The sequence below is a fragment of the Ruegeria sp. BC8 genome (assembly GCF_056535705.1).
Window position 1 is genome coordinate 2,946,551 of record NZ_JBQFIV010000001.1, and the last position, 19,541, is coordinate 2,966,091.

A 19,541-nucleotide genomic window follows, 5' to 3' on the forward strand; every position below is an offset into this window, starting at 1 on the left:
GCTCCGGCCTACCCTGCGTATCTTATTGTAAAATGTCGCATAAAGAGGATGGCATGTTCGACGAAACCCGGGGCGTACGGAAAAAAATCGCAATTGTAGGCGCAGGCATCTCAGGATTATCAGCGGCTTATTACCTGTCGGAAAGTCACGACGTCACCCTGTATGAGGCCGAACCCCGTCTGGGCGGACATGCGCGCACGGTGATGGCCGGGCGCAACGGCGACCAACCTGTCGATACCGGGTTCATCGTTTTCAACTACGCCACCTATCCCTACCTGACCAAGCTGTTTGGCGAGTTGGACGTGCCGGTCATCAAAAGCGAGATGAGCTTTGGCGCCACCATCGACAATGGTCGCATCGAATATGGCCTGAACAATCTGCGCACCATCACCGCGCAGAAGCGCAACCTCGTGCGGCCCTCCTACTACAAGATGATCGCCGACATACTGCGCTTTGGCAAAGAAGCGCCCGAGGCCGCCCGGGATGATGACACCACGATTGGTGAGCTGGTTGACCAGATGCGGCTGGGCCACTGGTTCCGCAACAATTACCTGATGCCGATGTGCGGCGCGATCTGGTCAACTCCGGTGGAGTTCGTCGATCAGTTTCCGGCGCGGTCGCTGGTGCAGTTCTTCCGCAACCACGCCTTGCTGTCCAGCAAACGCGGCGCCCAGCACCAGTGGTGGACCGTAAAGGGTGGCAGCATCGAATATGTCCGCCGGATCGAATCCGCTCTGCGCGGCCGGGGTTGCGACATCCGCCTGGGCGCGCCGGTCTCTAACGTCGAACGCGATGCCTTGGGCGTGACCGTTCAGGCGCAGGGCCGCTCGGATCAGTATGACGAGATCATCCTGGCCACCCATTCCGACCAGTCGTTGGCCATTCTGGGCCAGAACGCCACCGCCGACGAGGCCGCGGCGCTGGGCGCGATCCGCTATCAGCCCAACCGCGCGGTCTTGCACTGCGACCCCAGCCAGATGCCGCGCCGCCGCGCCTGCTGGTCCAGCTGGACATACCGCTCGCAGGCGGGCAACGTGGGCGTGACCTACTGGATGAACCGGTTGCAGAACATCCCCGAAAGCGACCCCCTGTTCGTCACCCTGAACCCGTCTTCCGACATCGCGCCCGACAAGATCTATGACGAGGTGGAATTCGCCCATCCGGTGTTCGACAAGGCCGCGCTGAAAGCGCAGGGCCAGATCCGCGAGATGCAGGGTCGCAACCGGACCTGGTTCGCCGGTGCCTACAACCGGCACGGGTTCCACGAAGACGGAATCGCCAGCGCGATGCATGTTGTCGGGCTGTTGAACGGCGATCCGCAAACCATCGGAGCTGAAAATGCGATACCTGATCCAAGCGTCGCTGTCCCGGTTACGGCCAGCCCGTAACGCAGCGATCCTGAGCCTGGTTCTGCTGGCCCCTGCCGGGCTGGCGGCCACGCCCGTCACCAACGTGCTGCCCGATGCCGAGCTGCGTGGCACTGCCACCTTCCGGTTCCTCGGTCTGCCGATCTACGACGCGCAGCTGTTCACCAAAGGCGGCGGCCCGCTCAGCTGGTCGCAGGATTTCGGGCTGAAGCTGACCTATCGGAAATCGCTGAAGCAGAAGGCGCTGATCGAATCCACGCTGGACGAGATGGCCCGGCAGGGCAACAGCGCCCCGATCGAGGCGCAGTTGAAAACCTGCTATCAGGCGGTCGGCGCCGGTGACAGCTATCTGGCGGTCACCAAAGGCCCCGACGCGATCGAGTTCTGGCGCAACGGGCGCAAGACCTGCACCCTCTCCTATCCGGGGATCAAGCGCAGCTTCATGTCGATCTTTCTGGGCAACAACACCCGGTCCGCTGCTTTCACGCGTCAGCTGCGGGGTCAGTGATGCTGTATCCGCGTGTCAGCCTCTATGCGCTGATGCTTGCTGCGGCGGGTATCCCGCTCTACATCCACCTGCCGCGCTTTGCGGCGGTGAACCTCGGGATCGGCCTGGGCGTGATCGGCACAGTTCTGTTGCTGATCCGGCTGGTGGATTTGGTACAAGACCCGCTGATCGGCTGGGCGATTGACCGCTGGCCCGGCGCGCAGATGGGTTTTGCCGTCTTGGCCGCCGGAGGCCTAGCGATCGGTTTTCCGCTGTTGTTCTCACTGCCGCAGGGGGCGAGCGTCGCCGCTCTTGTGGCGATCCTGATCCTGCTGTTTTCCGCCTACAGCCTGGGCACCATTCTGCTTTATGGCCGCAGCGCGACGCTGGCGAAACAGGCCACCCCGCGCGAGTTGATGACCCTCGCCGCCTTTCGTGAGGGCGGGCAATTGGCCGGCGTGGTTCTGGCCGCTAGCGCACCGGCGCTGTTCGTGGCTTTGGGCGCGGGCGCGCAGGGCTATCCGGCCTTCGGGCTGTTTCTGGGCGCGTTGGCGCTGGTCACCATGGTGCTGACATTGCCGATCTGGCGGCGCGCGCCCATCACCGGGCAGGGGCTGTCGTTCAACGGGCTGGGTCAGGCCGGGGCCCTGCGTCTGCTGGCGCTGGCGCTGGTCAACAGCCTGCCGGTTGCGATCACCTCGACCCTTTTCCTGTTCTTCGTCGAGGACCGGCTGCAATTGCCGGGCAAGGCCGGGCCGCTGCTGATCCTGTTTTTCCTCAGCGCCGGGGCGACCGTGCCGCTCTGGGCACGGCTCAGCAACCGGATCGGCCCGAAACAGACTCTGATCATCGCGATGCCGCTGGCCATTCTGGGCTTTGTCGGCGCGGCCATGCTGGCGCCCGGCAACCTGGCCGGGTTCGCGGTGATCTGCCTGGCGTCGGGGGCGGCGCTGGGGGCGGACATGGTGGTTCTGCCGGCCATGTTCTCGGTGGTGCTGACACGCGCGGGGCTGAATGCCTCGGCCGCCTTTGGCATCTGGTCTTTCGCCGGCAAACTGGGGCTGGCATTGGCCGCATTCTTCACCCTTCCGCTGCTGGAACGCAGCGGCTTCGTGCCCGGTCAGACGAATTCGGCGCAGGCGTTGGAAACGCTCAACCTGGCCTATGCCGTGCTGCCCTGCATCCTGAAACTCGGCGCGTTCGGAATGGTCCTGACGCTGCCTACAGAGGTACCCGCAAAATGACATTTCTTCTGATTGCCGCACTGGCCGTATTGGCCCTGATCGCGGTCAAAACCCGCCTTCTCAGCTTTCGCGCGCAATCGCCGTCGGACTATACCGGAACCGGCCCCGATTTCTCGCTGAAGGACAATCTGAACGGGGAAATCCTGTCCGAAGGGCTGATCTATGGCCCGACCGGCAAGATGTCGAACAGCTTCGTGGCGCGGATGATCGGGGAATGGAACGGCAATTCCGGCACTCTGACCGAGTATTTCACCTATTCGAACGGCAAGCAGATGACCCGCAAATGGTACCTGACCATGGGCACAGGCAACAGCTTTACCGCAACCGCCGACGACATCGTCGGCGAAGGCCGCGGCGTGATCTCGGGCGCGACGGTCAAGCTGACCTATCGCATCGTTCTGCCCGAAGACGCCGGAGGCCACACCCTGGACGTCACCGACTGGATGTACCTGACCGAGAGCGGGGCGATCATGAACCGCTCGGAAATGCGCAAGTTCGGGCTGAAGGTGGCCGAGCTGGTCGCCACGATGCGCCCCGCCCCGCCGGAAAAGACGGCGCATGTGCCCGGCGCAAACGGCCATGACCGGACCGCCGACCCGAGGGCCCTGCAATGACCCGGCTCATGAAACAACTGGCCTTCGCGTGCCTGCTGCTGACAGCGGCCTGTGCCTTCAAACCGAAAGTCCCGACCACTTTCCTGTCGGACCGCCAGCTGAACCTCGAAGAGTTCTTTGAGGGCCACACCGTGGCCTATGGGCAGTTCCAGGACGTTCTGGGCAACATCCCGCGGCGGTTCACGGTCGACATCAACGGGACATGGGACGGCCAGACCCTGACTTTGGTCGAAGACTTCGTCTATGACGACGGCGCCACCGAACAGCGCATCTGGACCCTGACCAAAACCGGCGAGGATACCTGGACCGGCACCGCGCCCGGCGTTCTGGGCACCGCGTCGGGAACCGAGCGTGGTGACACGTTCAACTGGAAGTACCGCATCGACCTGCCAGTGAAGGATGGTACGATGCGTGTCGATTTCGACGACTGGATGTGGCTGCTGGACGATGACCGCCTGCTGAACCGCGCCTATGTCTCGCGCTTTGGCATCCGGCTGGGCGAAGTCGTGCTGTTCTTTGAAAAGAAGTGACCGCGCGGCGTCTCGATCAATCTTTGGAAAAAGTGGTGAGCCGTGCAGGATTCGAACCTGCGACCCACTGATTAAAAGTCAGTTGCTCTACCAACTGAGCTAACGGCCCACTCTTTTCATCGGATCGTTGCGATCCGTGGCGCTGTCTAAGGCATTTTCCCGACCGGGTACAAGCCCTTTTTCGCACCGCGTTCCGCCTGAAATCATTGTGTTCCCGGCGTCCCGATAGGCGGCCTAATTAGGGTTGAGGCGGCGGGGGGTCAACCCCTTTTTTCAGGAATCTTCGCGCCGGGCTGGATTCATGTCTGCGGCAAGGCTATATGCCCGCCATGCAGCAACGATCCGACACCGGTTTGCCCTTCATGAAGATGCACGGGCTTGGCAATGACTTCGTCATTGTGGACGCGCGCGCGCATCCGGTGCAGATCACGCCGGCGCTGGCGCGCGGGATCGGACACCGGCAGTTCGGGGTCGGATTCGACCAGCTGGCCGTCATCGAAAACGGCGAATCGGATGCGCATCTGGTGTTCTACAATGCTGATGGGTCGATCTCGGCCACCTGCGGCAACGCCACCCGCTGCATCGCCCGGTTCCTGATGCAGGAAAGCGGCAAATCCGAACTGACGCTGACCACCAGCCACGGCACGCTGCAGGCGCGGGACGCGGGCGACGGGCTGACTTCGGTCAACATGGGGCACCCACAGCTGGACTGGGCCGACATTCCATTGGCCGAAGAGGTGGATACGCTGGAACTGCCGATCGAAGGCGGACCGGTGGCCACCGGCATGGGCAACCCGCATTGCACCTTCTTCGTCGAAGACGCCGAGGCGATTCCGCTGGCAGAGTTTGGCGCACGCTATGAGCATCACCCGCTCTATCCGCAGCGCACCAATGTGCAGGTCGCCCAGATCATCGGGCCGGATCACATCCGCATGCGGGTGTGGGAGCGCGGCGTGGGCATTACGCTGGCCTCGGGCTCGTCGTCCTGCGCCACGGCCGTGGCCGCGGCGCGGCGCGGCCTGACCGGACGCAAGGTGCAGATCGAACTGGACGGCGGCACCATCTGGATCGACTGGCGCGAGGACGGCGTCTGGATGACCGGCCCCACCTGCCATGTCTTCTCGGGCACGCTGAAGCCCGAGTTTCTGGAGCCGCTGTGATGAACCCGCCGAAATTCACCACGCTGGGTTGCCGGCTCAACGCCTATGAGACCGAGGCGATGAAGGAGCTGTCGCAGCAGGCCGGGCTGACGGACGCGGTGATCGTGAACACCTGCGCCGTCACCGCCGAAGCCGTCCGCAAGGCCCGGCAGGAGATCCGCAAGCTGCGCCGCGAGAACCCCAACGCCCGGTTGATCGTCACCGGCTGCGCGGCCCAGACCGAACCCCAGACCTTTGCCGAGATGGACGAGGTCGATGCGGTGATCGGCAACACCGAAAAGATGCGCCCCGAAACCTGGAAAGGCATGGCCGCCGATTTCATCGGCGAGACCGAGACGGTTCAGGTCGATGACATCATGTCGGTCACCGAAACCGCCGGCCACCTTATCGACGGATTCGGCACCCGCTCGCGCGCCTATGTGCAGGTCCAGAACGGCTGTGATCATCGCTGCACCTTCTGCATCATCCCCTATGGCCGCGGCAACTCGCGCAGCGTCCCGGCGGGCGTGGTGGTGGACCAGATCAAGCGGCTGGTGGACCGGGGCTACAACGAGGTCGTGCTGACCGGGGTCGACCTGACCTCATGGGGCGCCGACCTACCCGCAAGCCCCAAGCTGGGCGATCTGGTCATGCGCATCCTGAAACTGGTGCCCGACCTGCCGCGCCTGCGCATCAGCTCGATCGATTCGATCGAGGTGGACGAGAACCTGATGCAGGCCATCGCGACCGAGCCGCGCCTGATGCCGCATCTGCACCTGTCGCTGCAGCATGGTGACGATCTGATCCTGAAACGGATGAAGCGCCGCCACCTGCGCGACGACGCCATACGCTTCACCGAAGAGGCCCGCAGGCTGCGCCCCGAGATCACCTTTGGTGCCGACATCATCGCGGGCTTTCCGACGGAAACCGAGGCCCATTTCGAGAACTCGCTGAAACTGGTCACCGACTGCGACCTGACCTGGCTGCACGTCTTCCCCTATTCCAAGCGCGAAGGCACGCCGGCGGCGCGCATTCCGCAGCAGGTCAACGGCAAGGTGACAAAGCAACGTGCCGCCAGGCTACGTGAGGCGGGTGACGCGCAGGTAGCCAGACACCTGGAAGCCCAGCTGGGCAAGACCCATCACATACTGATGGAAAATCCCCACATGGGCCGGACCGAGCAGTTCACCGAGGTAACATTTGCGAACGCGCAACCCGAAGGGCAGATCGTGACTGCCACCATCACCGGGGTTCGCGATCAGCAGTTGGTGGCCTGACGTCTCTCAGGCCGGACCGTCGCTTGCCAGAAGCTCTTCCATGAAAACACTGATCAGTTGGGCGCGTCCGTCCACGCCGGCTTTTCCATAGATCGAAGCCGACTGCGCGCGTACGGTACCCACGGCACGGCCTCGGATCCGGGCGATATTCTCATTGTCGACGCCTTTGAGGATCAACAGGCCCACTTCGCGCTCGGCGCTGGTCAGGCCCCAGCGGGTAAAGAAAGTGTCGATCACGGCGCTCATTTCTCCCTGCGCCGCGCGCAGTCCTTGTTTTGCCTGGTCCATTCGCGCCAGCAATCGGCGCAGCTCGAGCATGAAGAACAGGACGCCAAGGCAAAGGACGGTCGCGACCAGGGATTCCAAAACGAGATGTGCCAGGGGCTCGCTGCCATCGAGGTCCAGAATGGCGTCGCCCATGTAGAATGCGGCGCATAGACCCTGAACCACGATCATCGCCGCCATCAGAACGGCCCGGCGTGCATCCGTATCGCCGGACCGCAGGTTTTCGGTGATCCATTTGATCATTTGGTCGACCAGCCATCAGGAATATTCTTGTCCCCTGATACCATGGCTTTAACCAGAGCGACACCGGTTCGACGTTGGTCCAAAAGCACGCCAAGCACGTGCAGAACAACGCTTAGCATCAGCCAGTTGAACGCCAGCTCGTGCGCATCCTCGACCCAACCCACCCCGAAGAAGGCCGTGGTACCCATCATGATGCCTGTGGCGCAGATGACGCCCAACGTCATCCAGATGTTGTAGACCATCAGCGCGCCCAGAGGATTGTGCGAAAGGTGAACCGACCGGTCGCCCCGGACGGTATCACGCAAATGTCGGACCGCAGCATTCGGGCTGAACGGAAATGCCGAGAACCTGGCCGGGGCCGGCCCAAGGACGCCCCAGGCCAGGCGCAACAGAACCAGCCCGAGCACGGCATAACCGACATATTCATGCAACAGCCCCTCAGGGTCAGTCAAAGCGGCGTTGAGCAGAATGCCCAGAACCACCGACCAGTGGATCAGGCGGACCAGCGGGTCCCAGACCCGGATGGTGCGGGCGCCCTCGCGCCCGCTCTCGTACTGGATTGACTCGGACATTGCCGGTCACTTGTCCTCGATCTTTTGGATCTTGCCGGACGCGGGGTCCACATAGATCTCGGCCATCTGTCCGTCTTTCACGACATAGGCCTCGATTTCACCGTCCTCCATTTCGATCTTGCGCACGTCATAGCCAAGCTCGGTCAGAGTGGCGCGCACCTCGGTCTCTGTCTTGCCCAGTTCCGTATCCGGCACCAGGTCCAGAGCCAGAACCGGAGTGGCCACAAGCGACGCGGCTGCAAGTATGGGTAGTTTCATGTCGGGTCTCCTCGGTTTCGATCCTGCGTCAGACCGCCTGACGCTGTCGAAAACCTGAGCAGCCGACACCGCCGGCGCCATGCGCATTCCGCTTAAAAGCCGTGAATAAGCCCGCGCTGATGCCCGGTTCGGCGGGTTTCCGACCGCAAAAAGAAAAAACCCCGCGCCATGCGCGGGGTTGTCTTGCTTTTGCAGGCGACGCTCAGGTCAAACCGACTTTTTGCCTTTGACCGGCGCCCACAGACGCTTGTTCACCAGGTAGAGAAGCACCGACATGATGGTCAGGAACAGAACCCCGACAAAGCCCGAGGCCTTGCGATCCATCATTTTTGGTTCGGCGGCCCACATCAGGAACGCAGCGACGTCCTGGGACATGGCCTCGACGGTGTTTTCGTGTCCGTCGGCAAACTCGACCTGTTCGTCAGACAACGGCGGGCCCATCGAAATCCAGCCGCCCGGGAAGGCGGTGTTTTCGTACAGGATAGTGCCGGCCTCTTCTTTTTCCTTGCCGGTATAACCGTCCAGCAGCGACGCGATGTATTCAGCGCCACCCATGCCTTTGACCAGCTGGTTGATCCCCAGACCGTAGGGGCCGTGGAAGCCAGCACGCGCCTTGGCCATTAGGCTCAGGTCAGGTGCGCCCACGGCATCGTTGGCCGGGAAGTGATCGGTCGGCCTAGCCGGGCGGAAATCGTCCAGCTCGGGATCGAACACCTCGAACGAGCCAGCGGCATAAGCGATGACTTCTTCTTCCGAGTAGCCCAGCGCCGTGAGGTCGCGCAGCGGTACGTATTTCAGACCGTGGCAGGCCGCGCAAACCTCGGTATAGATCTGCAGGCCGCGCTGAAGCTGGTTCTGATCGTAAGCGCCAAAGGGCCCTTCGAACGAGAAGTCGAAGTCCTCGATATGCTGCTCGCCGCCTCCGGCTGCGGATACCGCAGCAGGAGCAAGGGCGATGGCAAACGCGGCACCGATTGCAAGTTTCTTGAACATGGTTTCCGGTCCCTCTTCTTACTCGGCCGGCGTGGCGTCGGCGTCAGCCTTGCCATAATGCGCGTTGAAGTCTTCTTCGATGGTTTCCGGCTGGGCATCGGGCTTTTCGATGACACCCAGGATCGGCAGGATCACGAAGAAATAGGCGAACCAGTAGGCGGACGCGATCAGCGAGAAGGTCGCATAGGGCTCTTCCGCCGGCATCGCACCCAGCCACATCAGGGCAAAGAAGTCGATGACCAGCAGGTAGAACCACCATTTGAACATCGGGCGGTACTTGCCCGAACGCACGGTCGAAGTGTCCAGCCACGGCGCCAGCGCCATTGCCAGTATTGCACCGAACATCGCCAGAACACCAAAGAACTTGGCGTCGATGATGCCACCGGTAATGAAGCTGGCGAACTGCACGACCCAGACTTCGCTAGTGAAGGCACGCAGGATCGCGTAGAACGGCAGGAAGTACCATTCGGGCACGATGTGCGCGGGCGTGACCAGCGGGTTGGCTTCGATGTAGTTGTCCGGGTGGCCCAGGTAGTTCGGCATGAAGCCAACGATTGCCCAGAACACGACCAGGATGACGGCCAGCGCGAACAGGTCCTTGATCACGAAATAGGGCCAGAATGGCAGCGTGTCTTTCTCGGCCTCGGCTTTCGACGTGCGGCGAACTTCAACACCCGTGGGGTTGTTGTTGCCGGTGGTGTGGAAGGCCCAGATATGCACGATGACCAGCCCTGCGATGATGAAGGGCAGCAGATAGTGCAGCGAGAAGAAGCGGTTCAGCGTCGCGTTGTCGACGGCCGGTCCGCCCAGCAGCCAGGTCTGGATCGCTTCGCCCACGAAGGGGATCGCGCCGAACAGGCCGGTGATCACGGTGGCGCCCCAGAAGGACATCTGACCCCAAGGCAGAACATAACCCATGAAGGCGGTGCCCATCATCATCAGGTAGATCAGCATGCCGATGATCCAGGTCACTTCGCGCGGCGCCTTGTACGAACCGTAGAACAGGCCGCGGAAGATGTGGATATAGACCGCCACGAAGAACAGCGACGCGCCGTTCATGTGCAGGTACCGCAGCATGTAGCCGCCGTTTACGTTGCGCATGATGTGCTCGACGCTGGCAAAGGCCAGATCGACATGCGGGGTATAGTGCATCACTAGAACGATGCCGGTGACGATCTGCAACGCCAGGCAGAAGGTCAGGACGATGCCCCAGATCCACATCCAGTTCAGGTTCTTCGGGGTGGGGATCATCAAAGTGTCGTATAGAAGGCCGACGATGGGCAGACGGCTGTTCAGCCACTTCTCGCCGTTGGTCTTCGGTTCATAGTGATCGTGCGGGATACCGGACATGAGCGCGTCTCCTTAACCCAGCTTGATGGTGGTTTCGTCGAGGAACTCGGCGACCGGGATATGCAGGTTTTCCGGAGCGGGACCTTTGCGGATACGGCCCGCCGTATCGTAGTGCGATCCGTGGCACGGGCAGAACCACCCGTGAAAATCACCAGCGCCGTCGCCCAGAGGAACGCAGCCCAGATGGGTGCAGACGCCCATCATCACCAGCCATTCGCCGGCTTCGTCCAGCGTCCGGTTTTCATCGGTCGCGGGCAGGTTCGGCTTGTTTTCGTTCCGGTCGTTCTGATCCGGCAGATCCTCCAGCGGCACTTCGCGGCCCCAGTTGATCTCTTCTTCGGTACGGCGACGAATGAAGACGGGCTTGCCCAGCCACTTGACCGTGATCTGGGTGCCAATCTCGACGCCGCTGACGTCCACGCGGATCGAGGACAGCGCCTGAACGTCTGCCGAGGGGTTCATTTGGTTGACCAGGGGCCACACGGCGGCTCCCGTTGCAACGACACCTGCGCCGCCGGCGGCGTAGTAGAGGAAATCTCTGCGGGTGCCTTCGTGGTCTTCTGCGTGGGACACGAGGTTTTCTCCGATTCCAGCGCCCGGCTACGGGCAAACATGCATCAGCACCGCATCAAAGCGGCGTCTCATCGCGGGTATCTAGCTGGCGGAAATCGGTTCGTCCAGCGGTCATAGGCGCGCACTACGCCGCATCTGGGCATTCATGTCACAATGAAGGGGTCATTTTTCAAGAACTTCCTCGGATGTTGCGAAAATCGCCGTTCGAAGGCGCGAATCACTTCGCAGGTGATTCTCTGACCCTTCGCCACGGCTGTCGCCCCTGGCCCGGCCGAGCACCTGTTCACTCGGGTACCCGGCACGAGGCAAACATGACAGCAACCGGACCGCGCGGATTCGGGCCCAGAGAACTCATGTAAACTTCTATTCTGAAATTATTTTTTCGGTTGCGCTGCGGTGAATTTCCCGGTTGCGACCCCGGGGTTTTTCAAGCAAAGGCGGCGGGCGCGCGACCGACCTGAATGAGGACCCAAATGACTTTGTTAAAAAATTCCATTCTGCTGCTCGCGTTCGCCGCCGCACACCACGCCGCCGCCGAAGGCGACGCCGCGCGCGGCGAGAAACTCTACAACCGCTGCTCGTCCTGTCACGCCATCATCAAGGATGGCGAGGTTCTGATCAAAGGCGGCATCACCGGCCCGAATCTCTATGGTGTGGTCGGCAGGGCCGCCGGAACCGAAAACGACTATCTGAACGGCAGTGAACGGCTGCCCATCGGCATGTTCACCGATGACATGATCCGCGCCGGTGAAAACGGCCTGGTCTGGACGCAGGAAAATATCGCCGCCTACGCCCGCGACCCGATCGGGTTCATTCAGGACTTCCTGAATGACGACACCGCCCGCCCGAACATGAGCGTCAAGCTGAAGACAGGCGCCGAGGATATCGCCGCCTATCTGGCTACGTTCACCGACTGAACCCAACCCGGCGCCAGTCAACTGTCCCGCATCAGGGCGGCCAGTTGACCAAGCTCGGTGCCGATCCCGGACTGCTCGACATTCTCGGCCGCGGCCAGTCGCGCCGCCTCGGGCTTGTTCTGGTTCAGTTTCCAGGTGCCGTCGATCTGGGTGATCTGCATGCGGCAGGGCACGATCATGCGCATCATCCGCTCCAGCGCCGCCGGGTCCATCTTGTCGGCGCGCCAGGGCGGCTTGGGTTGCAGCCGCTGTTCGAAAAAGGCCGATTGCCGGTCCAGCAGATCGCGCAGCCGGTCCTGCGGCTGCAATTCCAGCCGGCCGGTCAGGTGCACCGCCACGTAATTCCACGTGGGCACCTGATCCGCGACCCCGTACCAATCGGGCGAGACATAGCCGTCGGGCCCCTGAACCGCGATCCGCGCCTCCTGCGGGTTGGCCAGCGCCCGCACGATCGGGTTCGAACGCACCAGATGCAGCTCGGCCGCCGCCCCATCCTCGGACAGCAGAAAGGGCACGTGGCTGATCAATGGCGGGCCGTCGACCGACAGCGCCAGTACGCCGAATCCCCGGCTGCGGGCAAACTCCACATGGCGCGCGCGGTCCTCGGCGCGAAAGGCTGGGTTGGGGTGCATTGCCGTCCTCCTGCAGACAGGTCTTGCAGATCGCGCGCACGCTTGGCAAGGTCGCGCCGTTCTCAGGGCGGGGCGGAATTCCCCACCGGCGGTATGCGGGCCCAGGCCCGCCAGCCCGCGAGCGGCTCTGTCATCCAACCGGCAGAGTGTCAGCAGATCTGGTGAGAGGCCAGAGCCGACGGTTAAAGTCCGGATGAAAGAGAACGAGCAGCGCGCCTCGCCAAGGGCGCGTCTGTCCGTGATCGCCTTGGGTGACGTGTCATGCCGCGCTGGCCGCGAAACCATTCGCACCCGCCAGCAGGCCACCAAGCTGAAAGGAGATCACGATGACACACACCCGCTATGCTTTCGTCAAAGCCAACTGGCATGCCGATATCGTCGACCGCGCGCTGGACGGTTTTCTGGAGCTGATCCCCGCCGATCAGGTCGATGTGTTCGACGTGCCGGGCGCGTTTGAAATGCCCCTGCTGGCCCGCGACCTGGCCCGGACGGGCCGCTATGCCGCCGTGGCCTGCGCGGCCTTTGTCGTCGATGGCGGTATCTATCGGCACGATTTCGTGGCGCAGGCCGTGGTTGACGGGCTGATGCGCGCGGGGCTGGAAACCGGCGTGCCGGTCTTGTCGGTGTCGCTGACGCCGCACCAGTACCAGGAAACCGACCATCACAACGCCATCTACCGCGCGCATTTCGTGGAAAAGGGGCGCGAGGCAGCTCGGGCGGCGCTGAAAATCGTCGAAACTCGCGCCGCACTGACCCGTGCGGCCTAGGCACACCGGGTTGGGGCAGCGATGCCCCAACCGCAAATCAGCTTGAGGCGGCAGGCTCTCGCCGTTAATCACGACCCTCAAAGGAGCACGCCCCATGTCGATGAACAGCTTTGGACACCTTTTCCGCGTCACCACCTGGGGTGAAAGCCACGGCCCCGCGCTGGGCGCCACGGTGGATGGCTGCCCGCCCGGCGTCCCGATCGACGAGGGCATGATCCAGCACTGGCTGGACAAGCGCAAACCGGGGCAGAACAAGTTCACCACCCAGCGGCGCGAGCCCGATCAGGTGAAAATCCTGTCGGGCGTGTTCGAGGGCCAGACCACCGGCACCCCGGTCCAGCTGATGATCGAGAACACCGATCAACGCTCGAAGGATTACGGGGACATCATGGACAAGTTCCGCCCCGGTCATGCCGACATCACCTATTGGCAGAAATACGGCATCCGCGACTATCGCGGCGGCGGGCGCAGCTCGGCCCGGGAAACGGCGGCGCGGGTGGCTGCGGGCGGGCTGGCGCGCGAGGCCATCAAGCAGATCGCGCCCAACGTGCAGATCACCGGCTACATGTCCCAGATCGGGCCGCACCGGATCGACCGCACCAACTTTGACTGGGCGCAGATCGAACAGAACCCGTTCTGGACCCCGGATGCGCAGGCGGCACGGGACTGGGCGGCCTACCTGGACGATCTGCGCAAATCCGGCAACTCGGTCGGCGCGGTGGTCGAAGTGGTGGCGCGTGGTGTTCCCGCGGGCCTGGGCGCGCCGGTCTATGGCAAGCTCGACACCGATCTGGCCGCAGCGATGATGTCGATCAACGCGGTCAAGGGCGTCGAGATCGGCGAAGGCATGGCCGCCGCCGAACTGACCGGAGAGGCCAATGCCGACGAGATCTTCATGGGCCAGGACGGCCCGCAATACAGCTCGAACCACGCGGGCGGCATTTTGGGTGGCATCTCGACCGGGCAGGACATCGTGGTGCGTTTTGCAGTCAAACCGACCTCATCGATCCTGACCACGCGCAAGACCATCACCAAATCGGGCGAAGAGACCGAGATCATCACCAAGGGCCGCCACGACCCCTGCGTCGGCATCCGCGCCGTCCCGGTGGGCGAGGCGATGATGGCCTGCGTGATCCTGGACCACCTGCTGCTGCATCGCGGCCAGATCGGTGAAAACCGTGGACGGATTGGCTGAGCTGCGCGACCGTCTACGCGCGGTCGTCGCGCAGCGGATGATCACCGACCCGGCCCATGACCTGGCCCATCTGGACCGTGTCTGGGTAAATGCCCGCGCCATCGCCGATGCGCAAACCGACAGGACCGTGCTGCTGGCGGCCTGCTATCTGCACGATCTGGTCAACCTGCCCAAGAACGACCCCGACCGACACCTGGCCTCGCGCCGGTCGGCCCAGGAGTCCGAGCCTGTTCTGCGAGAACTGGGCCTGAGCGATGCCCAGATCGCCGCCACCCGCCACGCGATCGAGGCGCACAGTTTTTCCGCCAACATCCCGCCCGAGACGCCCGAGGCGCGAATCCTGCGCGATGCCGACCGGTTGGATGCGCTGGGCGCCATCGGGATCGCGCGGAATTTCTCGGTGTCCGGCGCTTTGGGGCGGACGCTCTATGATCCGGCCGATCCGTTCGCATCGCACCGGCCGCTGGACGATCTGCACTATTCCATCGACCACTGGAAGGTGAAGCTGCTGGCCCTGCCCGACGACATGCTGACCGAAGCCGGACGGCAGATCGCTCAGCAACGGGTCCGGCGCATGATCCGGTTTCTGACCGAATTTGCCGAAGAGATCGGCAGCCCCCTGCCCGACAGCTGGACACGCCCCAATCCGACCCGTTGATCTTTGCCGCGCAAAGGCGCAGGGTCGCGCCGATGGCCCAATCCCTGACCTCTCATCGCCCCGTGCTGGCCGTGACGCTGAAACTCAGCGCGCTGTTCCTGTTCACGGCGATGTCGGCGCTGGTCAAGGCGCTGTCGGCGGATTTCCCGCCAGGCCAGATGGTGTTTTTCCGTTCGCTTTTCGCGGTGCCGGTGATCGTGGCCTGGCTGATCTCGCGCGGGGAACTGGCGCAGGGCTTTGTCGTCAGGAAACCCATGGGCCATTTCTGGCGCGGGGTGCTGGGCACCACCGCCATGGGCCTGACCTTCACCGGGCTCAGCCTGCTGCCGCTGCCCGAGGTTACGGCGATCGGCTATGCCACTCCGATCTTCACCCTGATCCTGGCGGCGCTGCTGCTGGGCGAGCGCATCCGCCTGATCCGCATCGGCGCAGTGGCGATCGGGCTCTTGGGCGTGCTGATCATGATCTGGCCCCGGCTGGGCTCGGCCGATCTGGGTACCGGCGCCACGATCGGCGCGCTGTGCGTGCTGGGCGCGACCGTGGCCCGTGGCTTCGTGCAGATCCACATCCGGCAACTGGTTCAGGTCGATCACCCCGCCGCAATCGTCTTCTATTTTTCGATGACCGCCACGCTGCTGTCAGCGCTGACCGTGTTCTGGGGCTGGACCATGCCGACCCTGAACCAGCTGCTGATCCTGATTACGATGGGGCTGATCGGCGGCGTCGCGCAGATTCTGGTGACCTCGTCCTACCGGTTCGGGCAGGCCTCGATGCTGGCGCCCTACGACTATACGTCGATGCTGTTTGCCATCTTCATCGGCTATGTCTGGTTCGACGAACTGCCGACCCTGGCGATCCTGCTGGGGGCGGCACTGGTGATCGCCGGCAATGCGGTGGTGATCTGGCGCGAACACCAGCTGGGTCTGGAACGCGGCAAGGCGCGGTCGCTGACCGATCACAAACCCTGACTTTACCTTTCGCGCCCATCGCCTAGGTTGGCGCGGACAATCAACGAGGTTTTGCCATGAGCGACGCACAGGACCACAAACAGAAGATGCAACAGGTGCAGGCCCAGCACCGCAAGAAAGTGTCCGAGGCCGTAGATCCCGGCCGCGGGCTGGTGCTGATCAACACCGGCAAGGGCAAGGGCAAATCCTCGGCCGCCTTCGGTGTGGTGATCCGGGCGCTGGGCTGGGGTCAGAAGGTCGCCGTGGTGCAGTTCATCAAGGGCAAATGGAAGACCGGCGAGCGGCGGTTCTTCGAAGAGCGCGATCTGGTCACCTGGCACACGATGGGCGAAGGCTTCACCTGGGACACCCAGGACCGCGAGCGCGACATTGCGGCCGCCACCGCAGCCTTCGACAAGGCGCGCGACCTGATGTCCAGCGGCGACTATGACCTTGTGGTGCTGGACGAGATCAACATCGCCCTGCGCTATGAATACCTGTCGGTGGACGCGGTGATCGAGGGGCTGAAGGCGCGCTCGGACCGGACCAGCGTGTTCCTGACCGGGCGCGACGCGCCACAGGAGCTGCGCGACTATGCCGATCTGGTCACCGAAATGACCGAGGAGAAGCACCCGTTTCAGGCCGGCATCAAGGCCCAGCGCGGCGTCGATTTCTGATCGGTCAACGCGGGACGGCACCACTTGCCGGTGCCGCCGGCGTGCTCTGCGGGACAGTGGCGATCCGGGCGTCCGCAACCCCGGCCGCCCGGTCACAGCGTCCGTCCTGGCATTTGCAGTCCAGGTAGGCCACCAGGTCGCCACCGGCGCAGCACCCGCTGCCAAGGGGCAGGTCTGAACTGGACAGAAGTTCAAGTATCGGGTCGCGCATCGCGTGGCCTTTCCGAAATCGTTTCCGAGACGGTGGCGCGCCCTCGCGGGTGTACGGCTTGGCGTGCAAGCCGTCTCGGAATCAAAGGCTTGATACCGGGGTATCTGGCGTTGGGCTAAAACTGACAATTTCTGTCGGACTTTTCAAGACCAAAATTCGCCCCGGCCAAATGGCCGGAGCAAGGGGTCAGGCGGTGGCTGTCTGGTCGGGCGCGCTGAGCGAGATTACGGCCACCACGGCGGCGCCATTCAGCCAGTAGTAGACCGCATCCAGACCGGTGAAGCCGAACAGGCTGGGCGCGAACAGGAAGGTGAGCCCCACCAGCAGATCGACGGCCAGGTGAAACCTGTAGGGCAGCACGCGCCAGACGCCCAGGTGATGATCCGTCAGCACCGTCAGCATGAAAGCCGCCACGCCGGTGGCCACCGAGAGCCACAGCGCAATCGGGTTCGACGCGCCCAGTCCCAGAAGAAATGGCAACCCCATCAGGGCCAGGGCAACCGGGTAGTCCAGATAGGCATGAATGGTGCGGGTAACGAAACGCAGAGACATGATGTTTCCTTTCCTTGATTGAGGACGGATCAAGGATATGTTCGCCAGCCCGAACGTAGCAGCCCAGATCGTTTGGAATACCTTGCAAATCGTCCGCCAGTTTGCCGGATCAGTGCATCGCCCTGTAGGCGGCTGGAGACAGGCCGATCTGCTTCTTGAACACCCGCGAAAACGCCGCCTCGGAGGCATAGCCGACCTGAGCCGCCGCGTCGGCCACGTTCCAGCGGCTTTCGATCAGTCCGTGGCAGGCGATCTGCATACGCCAGTCGGTCAGGTATTGCATGGGCGTGGCGCCCATCTTCTGGGTGAACAGCTGTGCGAAGGTCGTGCGCGACATTCCGGCTTCACGCGCCAGCGATGCCACGCTCCACTCGCGGGCCGGGTCGCGGTGAAAGGCGCCCAGCGCGCGCGAGATACGTGGATCGGCGAAGCCCGACAGGGCCGCATCGGTGGGACTTTGATGCTCCAGATAGGCGCGGATCGCCTGGGCGAACAGAACCTCGGACAGTTTCAGCGCGATCAGGTCCCCGCCGATCCGGGCACCCGCAACCTCGGATTCGATCATCCGCAGCGTCGCCTCGATCCAGGCCCCGGCGGATTCGCCGTAATTCTCGATCAGGATATAGGGCGGCAGACGGTCGATCAGCATATGCCCTGTGCCGCGCCGCCCGGCCGGACCGGCAAACGAGAAATGCCCGCAGATCAGTTGGGTGTCACGGTCCTGCTCGGCTCCGCCATAGACCAGCACACCGTCACCTTTGTAGCCGGCCCGGTCCAGAACCTGCTCCAGCGGCAGAGCATCCACGGGCCGGACCTCGTTGCACAGCAGCGCATGTGCGGCCCCGTGCGGGATCAGGATCAGATCCCCCTGCCGCAACCGCAGGGTCTCGCCGGTGGTGGACACATGCACCTTCAGCTCTCCGCGCTGGACGAAGTGAAACCGGGCGACGTTTTCGAATGCAGGCACCTGCACGCCGAAGGGCGGCGTGAACGAGGTACGGAAATACAGGGTGCCCCGCAAAGACAGGCGCGTCAGGATATCGCTGAGCAGGTCCAACATGCGCCAAGGATACGGATTCGCACCCGACCGTCCAGCGCAGCGGACGATCTGCAACAAACCCCGGACGGGCGGCAAGGCCGGTCGGCCGCCGCCCGAGCGGATGTCGGATCAGCTGCGAACCAGCTGTTCGTAATCGTTGGCGATCTCACGGGTCAGGTCGCCGACCTCGAAGGTATACTCACCGATCTGGCCCACCGGCGTGACCTCGGCCGCGGTGCCGGTCAGCCAGCACTGTTCGAAATCGGCCATCTCCTCGGGCAGGATGTGGCGTTCGTGGACGGTGATGCCCTTGTCTTTCAGCATCTGAATCACCGTCTGGCGGGTGATCCCGTTCAGGAAGCAGTCGGCCAGCGGCGTATGCACTTCGCCATCCTTGACGAAGAATACGTTGGCACCGGTCGCCTCGGCCACATAGCCGCGGTAATCCATGAACAAGGCATCCGAACAGCCCTTGGCCTCGGCCTTGTGCTTGGAGATGGTGCAGATCATGTACAGCCCCGCCGCCTTGGCATGGACCGGGATCGTTTCCGGGCTGGGCCGCTTCCACTCGGCGATGTCCAGCTTGGCGCCCTGCATCTTGGCATCGCCGTAATAGGCGCCCCAGGGCCAGACCGCGATGGCCATGCGGACCGGGTTGCGCGCCGAGGCCACGCCCATGTCCTCGCCCGAGCCGCGCCAGACCAGCGCGCGCACATATGCGTCCTTGTGGCCGCTTTTTTCCAGCGTTTCGGCCTTGGACGCCTCGATCTGATCGATCGTGTAGGGCATCGGCATGTCCAGCGCCTCGGCCGATTTGATCAACCGCTCGGAATGCTCGCGGCTTTTGAAGATCTTGCCGTTATAGGCGCGCTCGCCCTCGAAGACCGAGCTGGCATAGTGCATCGCATGGGTCAGGACATGCACTTTGGCATCGCACCAGGGCACAAATTCGCCATCCATCCAGATGACACCATCACGATCGTCATATCCCGCCATCCGAAACCTCCTGACCCG

24 protein-coding genes, 1 tRNA gene and 1 riboswitch are annotated in these 19,541 nt (G+C 63.2%); of the genes, 13 read left to right on the top strand and 12 right to left on the bottom strand.

The window, feature by feature from the left end; translation table 11 throughout:
• The first annotated feature begins 53 nt into the window (after positions 1–53).
• Genes ACR3EK_RS14870 through ACR3EK_RS14890 form a run of 5 tightly spaced genes read left to right on the top strand, consistent with a single transcriptional unit; the run spans position 54 to position 4,242 of the window.
• The gene (locus ACR3EK_RS14870) at positions 54–1,388 is read left to right on the top strand and encodes an NAD(P)/FAD-dependent oxidoreductase (RefSeq protein WP_170439400.1); all 1,335 of its coding nucleotides are present in this window, start codon (positions 54–56) and stop codon (positions 1,386–1,388) included.
• Positions 1,339–1,875: a hypothetical protein gene (locus tag ACR3EK_RS14875; protein WP_170440030.1), complete on the top strand. Its 537-nt coding sequence runs from the start codon at positions 1,339–1,341 to the stop codon at positions 1,873–1,875. Before ACR3EK_RS14870 ends, ACR3EK_RS14875 begins: the two co-directional genes overlap by 50 nt.
• Positions 1,875–3,098: an MFS transporter gene (locus ACR3EK_RS14880; RefSeq protein ID WP_480633780.1), complete on the top strand. Its 1,224-nt coding sequence runs from the start codon at positions 1,875–1,877 to the stop codon at positions 3,096–3,098. Before ACR3EK_RS14875 ends, ACR3EK_RS14880 begins: the two co-directional genes overlap by 1 nt.
• Positions 3,095–3,712, top strand: a complete 618-nt coding sequence (locus ACR3EK_RS14885) for a DUF3833 family protein (RefSeq protein WP_170342870.1) — start codon at positions 3,095–3,097, stop codon at positions 3,710–3,712. Before ACR3EK_RS14880 ends, ACR3EK_RS14885 begins: the two co-directional genes overlap by 4 nt.
• An 8-nt stretch (positions 3,713–3,720) precedes the next feature.
• The gene (locus ACR3EK_RS14890; protein ID WP_170510733.1) at positions 3,721–4,242 is read left to right on the top strand and encodes a DUF3833 family protein; all 522 of its coding nucleotides are present in this window, start codon (positions 3,721–3,723) and stop codon (positions 4,240–4,242) included.
• A gap of 33 nt (positions 4,243–4,275) precedes the next feature.
• On the opposite strand, the gene ACR3EK_RS14895 is transcribed toward ACR3EK_RS14890, so the two are convergent.
• Positions 4,276–4,351, bottom strand: a tRNA-Lys gene (locus ACR3EK_RS14895).
• A 211-nt stretch (positions 4,352–4,562) separates the two neighbouring features.
• On the opposite strand from ACR3EK_RS14895, the gene dapF reads away from it, so the two are divergent.
• Together dapF and mtaB are read left to right on the top strand one after the other, a co-directional pair.
• Positions 4,563–5,402, top strand: coding sequence for a diaminopimelate epimerase (gene dapF, locus ACR3EK_RS14900; RefSeq protein WP_480633781.1), 840 nt, complete (start codon positions 4,563–4,565; stop codon positions 5,400–5,402).
• Positions 5,402–6,658: a tRNA (N(6)-L-threonylcarbamoyladenosine(37)-C(2))-methylthiotransferase MtaB gene (gene mtaB, locus ACR3EK_RS14905; RefSeq protein ID WP_260063762.1), complete on the top strand. Its 1,257-nt coding sequence runs from the start codon at positions 5,402–5,404 to the stop codon at positions 6,656–6,658. The genes dapF and mtaB overlap by 1 nt, the downstream gene beginning before the upstream one ends.
• A gap of 6 nt (positions 6,659–6,664) precedes the next feature.
• Here mtaB and ACR3EK_RS14910 read toward each other — a convergent pair whose 3' ends face one another.
• From ACR3EK_RS14910 to petA, 6 genes are all read right to left on the bottom strand, one after another.
• Positions 6,665–7,186, bottom strand: a complete 522-nt coding sequence (locus ACR3EK_RS14910) for a helix-turn-helix transcriptional regulator (RefSeq protein WP_170451683.1) — start codon at positions 7,184–7,186, stop codon at positions 6,665–6,667.
• Complete coding sequence (locus tag ACR3EK_RS14915; RefSeq protein WP_170451685.1) at positions 7,183–7,758, bottom strand: cytochrome b/b6 domain-containing protein; 576 nt, start codon at positions 7,756–7,758, stop codon at positions 7,183–7,185. Before ACR3EK_RS14915 ends, ACR3EK_RS14910 begins: the two co-directional genes overlap by 4 nt.
• 6 nt (positions 7,759–7,764) lie before the next feature.
• Positions 7,765–8,016: a PepSY domain-containing protein gene (locus ACR3EK_RS14920; protein ID WP_170451686.1), complete on the bottom strand. Its 252-nt coding sequence runs from the start codon at positions 8,014–8,016 to the stop codon at positions 7,765–7,767.
• 207 nt (positions 8,017–8,223) lie between these two features.
• Positions 8,224–9,009: a cytochrome c1 gene (locus tag ACR3EK_RS14925; RefSeq protein ID WP_170361312.1), complete on the bottom strand. Its 786-nt coding sequence runs from the start codon at positions 9,007–9,009 to the stop codon at positions 8,224–8,226.
• Positions 9,010–9,027: 18 nt separating this feature from the next.
• A complete protein-coding gene (petB, locus tag ACR3EK_RS14930; protein ID WP_093964026.1) occupies positions 9,028–10,359 on the bottom strand; it encodes a cytochrome b in 1,332 nt (443 codons plus the stop codon).
• 12 nt (positions 10,360–10,371) lie between these two features.
• Positions 10,372–10,932, bottom strand: coding sequence for a ubiquinol-cytochrome c reductase iron-sulfur subunit (petA, locus tag ACR3EK_RS14935; protein ID WP_093964025.1), 561 nt, complete (start codon positions 10,930–10,932; stop codon positions 10,372–10,374).
• Positions 10,933–11,405: 473 nt separating this feature from the next.
• Between petA and ACR3EK_RS14940 the strand changes: the two genes are divergently transcribed.
• Positions 11,406–11,849, top strand: coding sequence for a c-type cytochrome (locus tag ACR3EK_RS14940; RefSeq protein WP_480633782.1), 444 nt, complete (start codon positions 11,406–11,408; stop codon positions 11,847–11,849).
• 17 nt (positions 11,850–11,866) lie between these two features.
• Here the strand turns inward: ACR3EK_RS14940 and ACR3EK_RS14945 are convergent, their stop codons facing one another.
• Entirely contained in the window at positions 11,867–12,481 is a 615-nt protein-coding gene (locus ACR3EK_RS14945; protein ID WP_480633783.1) for an FMN-binding negative transcriptional regulator, read from the bottom strand.
• 54 nt (positions 12,482–12,535) lie between these two features.
• Positions 12,536–12,690: riboswitch (FMN riboswitch) on the top strand.
• Between the two features lie 117 nt (positions 12,691–12,807).
• Here ACR3EK_RS14945 and ACR3EK_RS14950 point away from each other — a divergent pair.
• From ACR3EK_RS14950 to cobO, 5 genes are all read left to right on the top strand, one after another.
• Positions 12,808–13,248 carry a 6,7-dimethyl-8-ribityllumazine synthase gene (locus ACR3EK_RS14950; RefSeq protein WP_170342850.1) on the top strand — a complete coding sequence of 147 codons (441 nt, stop codon included), beginning with the start codon at positions 12,808–12,810 and terminating at the stop codon, positions 13,246–13,248.
• Positions 13,249–13,342: 94 nt separating this feature from the next.
• A complete protein-coding gene (aroC, locus tag ACR3EK_RS14955; RefSeq protein ID WP_480633784.1) occupies positions 13,343–14,443 on the top strand; it encodes a chorismate synthase in 1,101 nt (366 codons plus the stop codon).
• Positions 14,427–15,101, top strand: coding sequence for an HD domain-containing protein (locus ACR3EK_RS14960; RefSeq protein ID WP_170361305.1), 675 nt, complete (start codon positions 14,427–14,429; stop codon positions 15,099–15,101). Before aroC ends, ACR3EK_RS14960 begins: the two co-directional genes overlap by 17 nt.
• Positions 15,102–15,133: 32 nt before the next feature.
• Positions 15,134–16,069: a DMT family transporter gene (locus ACR3EK_RS14965; RefSeq protein WP_149774168.1), complete on the top strand. Its 936-nt coding sequence runs from the start codon at positions 15,134–15,136 to the stop codon at positions 16,067–16,069.
• 56 nt (positions 16,070–16,125) lie between these two features.
• Entirely contained in the window at positions 16,126–16,725 is a 600-nt protein-coding gene (gene cobO / locus ACR3EK_RS14970) for a cob(I)yrinic acid a,c-diamide adenosyltransferase (protein WP_480633785.1), read from the top strand.
• Between the two features lie 4 nt (positions 16,726–16,729).
• Here cobO and ACR3EK_RS14975 read toward each other — a convergent pair whose 3' ends face one another.
• The 4 genes from ACR3EK_RS14975 to ACR3EK_RS14990 form a co-directional block, all read right to left on the bottom strand.
• Positions 16,730–16,936: a hypothetical protein gene (locus ACR3EK_RS14975; protein WP_480633786.1), complete on the bottom strand. Its 207-nt coding sequence runs from the start codon at positions 16,934–16,936 to the stop codon at positions 16,730–16,732.
• 186 nt (positions 16,937–17,122) lie between these two features.
• Positions 17,123–17,488: a hypothetical protein gene (locus ACR3EK_RS14980; protein WP_170342836.1), complete on the bottom strand. Its 366-nt coding sequence runs from the start codon at positions 17,486–17,488 to the stop codon at positions 17,123–17,125.
• A gap of 109 nt (positions 17,489–17,597) precedes the next feature.
• Entirely contained in the window at positions 17,598–18,548 is a 951-nt protein-coding gene (locus tag ACR3EK_RS14985) for an AraC family transcriptional regulator (protein ID WP_170364029.1), read from the bottom strand.
• Between the two features lie 108 nt (positions 18,549–18,656).
• Positions 18,657–19,523: a branched-chain amino acid aminotransferase gene (locus tag ACR3EK_RS14990; RefSeq protein ID WP_480633787.1), complete on the bottom strand. Its 867-nt coding sequence runs from the start codon at positions 19,521–19,523 to the stop codon at positions 18,657–18,659.
• Positions 19,524–19,541: the final 18 nt, after the last annotated feature.

What these genes read in the sequence shown, in the direction of transcription:
- ACR3EK_RS14885 (WP_170342870.1), top strand. Translation starts at nt 3,095, where the DNA reads ATGACATTTCTTCTGATTGCCGCACTGGCCGTATTGGCCCTGATCGCG.
- ACR3EK_RS14910 (WP_170451683.1), bottom strand. Translation starts at nt 7,186, where the DNA reads ATGATCAAATGGATCACCGAAAACCTGCGGTCCGGCGATACGGATGCA.
- ACR3EK_RS14950 (WP_170342850.1), top strand. Translation starts at nt 12,808, where the DNA reads ATGACACACACCCGCTATGCTTTCGTCAAAGCCAACTGGCATGCCGAT.
- ACR3EK_RS14875 (WP_170440030.1), top strand. Translation starts at nt 1,339, where the DNA reads ATGCGATACCTGATCCAAGCGTCGCTGTCCCGGTTACGGCCAGCCCGT.
- ACR3EK_RS14915 (WP_170451685.1), bottom strand. Translation starts at nt 7,758, where the DNA reads ATGTCCGAGTCAATCCAGTACGAGAGCGGGCGCGAGGGCGCCCGCACC.
- ACR3EK_RS14870 (WP_170439400.1), top strand. Translation starts at nt 54, where the DNA reads ATGTTCGACGAAACCCGGGGCGTACGGAAAAAAATCGCAATTGTAGGC.
- ACR3EK_RS14920 (WP_170451686.1), bottom strand. Translation starts at nt 8,016, where the DNA reads ATGAAACTACCCATACTTGCAGCCGCGTCGCTTGTGGCCACTCCGGTT.
- mtaB (WP_260063762.1), top strand. Translation starts at nt 5,402, where the DNA reads ATGAACCCGCCGAAATTCACCACGCTGGGTTGCCGGCTCAACGCCTAT.
- ACR3EK_RS14925 (WP_170361312.1), bottom strand. Translation starts at nt 9,009, where the DNA reads ATGTTCAAGAAACTTGCAATCGGTGCCGCGTTTGCCATCGCCCTTGCT.
- ACR3EK_RS14880 (WP_480633780.1), top strand. Translation starts at nt 1,875, where the DNA reads ATGCTGTATCCGCGTGTCAGCCTCTATGCGCTGATGCTTGCTGCGGCG.
- ACR3EK_RS14980 (WP_170342836.1), bottom strand. Translation starts at nt 17,488, where the DNA reads ATGTCTCTGCGTTTCGTTACCCGCACCATTCATGCCTATCTGGACTAC.
- ACR3EK_RS14985 (WP_170364029.1), bottom strand. Translation starts at nt 18,548, where the DNA reads ATGTTGGACCTGCTCAGCGATATCCTGACGCGCCTGTCTTTGCGGGGC.
- ACR3EK_RS14965 (WP_149774168.1), top strand. Translation starts at nt 15,134, where the DNA reads ATGGCCCAATCCCTGACCTCTCATCGCCCCGTGCTGGCCGTGACGCTG.
- cobO (WP_480633785.1), top strand. Translation starts at nt 16,126, where the DNA reads ATGAGCGACGCACAGGACCACAAACAGAAGATGCAACAGGTGCAGGCC.
- petB (WP_093964026.1), bottom strand. Translation starts at nt 10,359, where the DNA reads ATGTCCGGTATCCCGCACGATCACTATGAACCGAAGACCAACGGCGAG.
- ACR3EK_RS14945 (WP_480633783.1), bottom strand. Translation starts at nt 12,481, where the DNA reads ATGCACCCCAACCCAGCCTTTCGCGCCGAGGACCGCGCGCGCCATGTG.
- ACR3EK_RS14940 (WP_480633782.1), top strand. Translation starts at nt 11,406, where the DNA reads ATGACTTTGTTAAAAAATTCCATTCTGCTGCTCGCGTTCGCCGCCGCA.
- ACR3EK_RS14990 (WP_480633787.1), bottom strand. Translation starts at nt 19,523, where the DNA reads ATGGCGGGATATGACGATCGTGATGGTGTCATCTGGATGGATGGCGAA.
- aroC (WP_480633784.1), top strand. Translation starts at nt 13,343, where the DNA reads ATGTCGATGAACAGCTTTGGACACCTTTTCCGCGTCACCACCTGGGGT.
- ACR3EK_RS14975 (WP_480633786.1), bottom strand. Translation starts at nt 16,936, where the DNA reads ATGCGCGACCCGATACTTGAACTTCTGTCCAGTTCAGACCTGCCCCTT.
- dapF (WP_480633781.1), top strand. Translation starts at nt 4,563, where the DNA reads ATGCCCGCCATGCAGCAACGATCCGACACCGGTTTGCCCTTCATGAAG.
- ACR3EK_RS14890 (WP_170510733.1), top strand. Translation starts at nt 3,721, where the DNA reads ATGAAACAACTGGCCTTCGCGTGCCTGCTGCTGACAGCGGCCTGTGCC.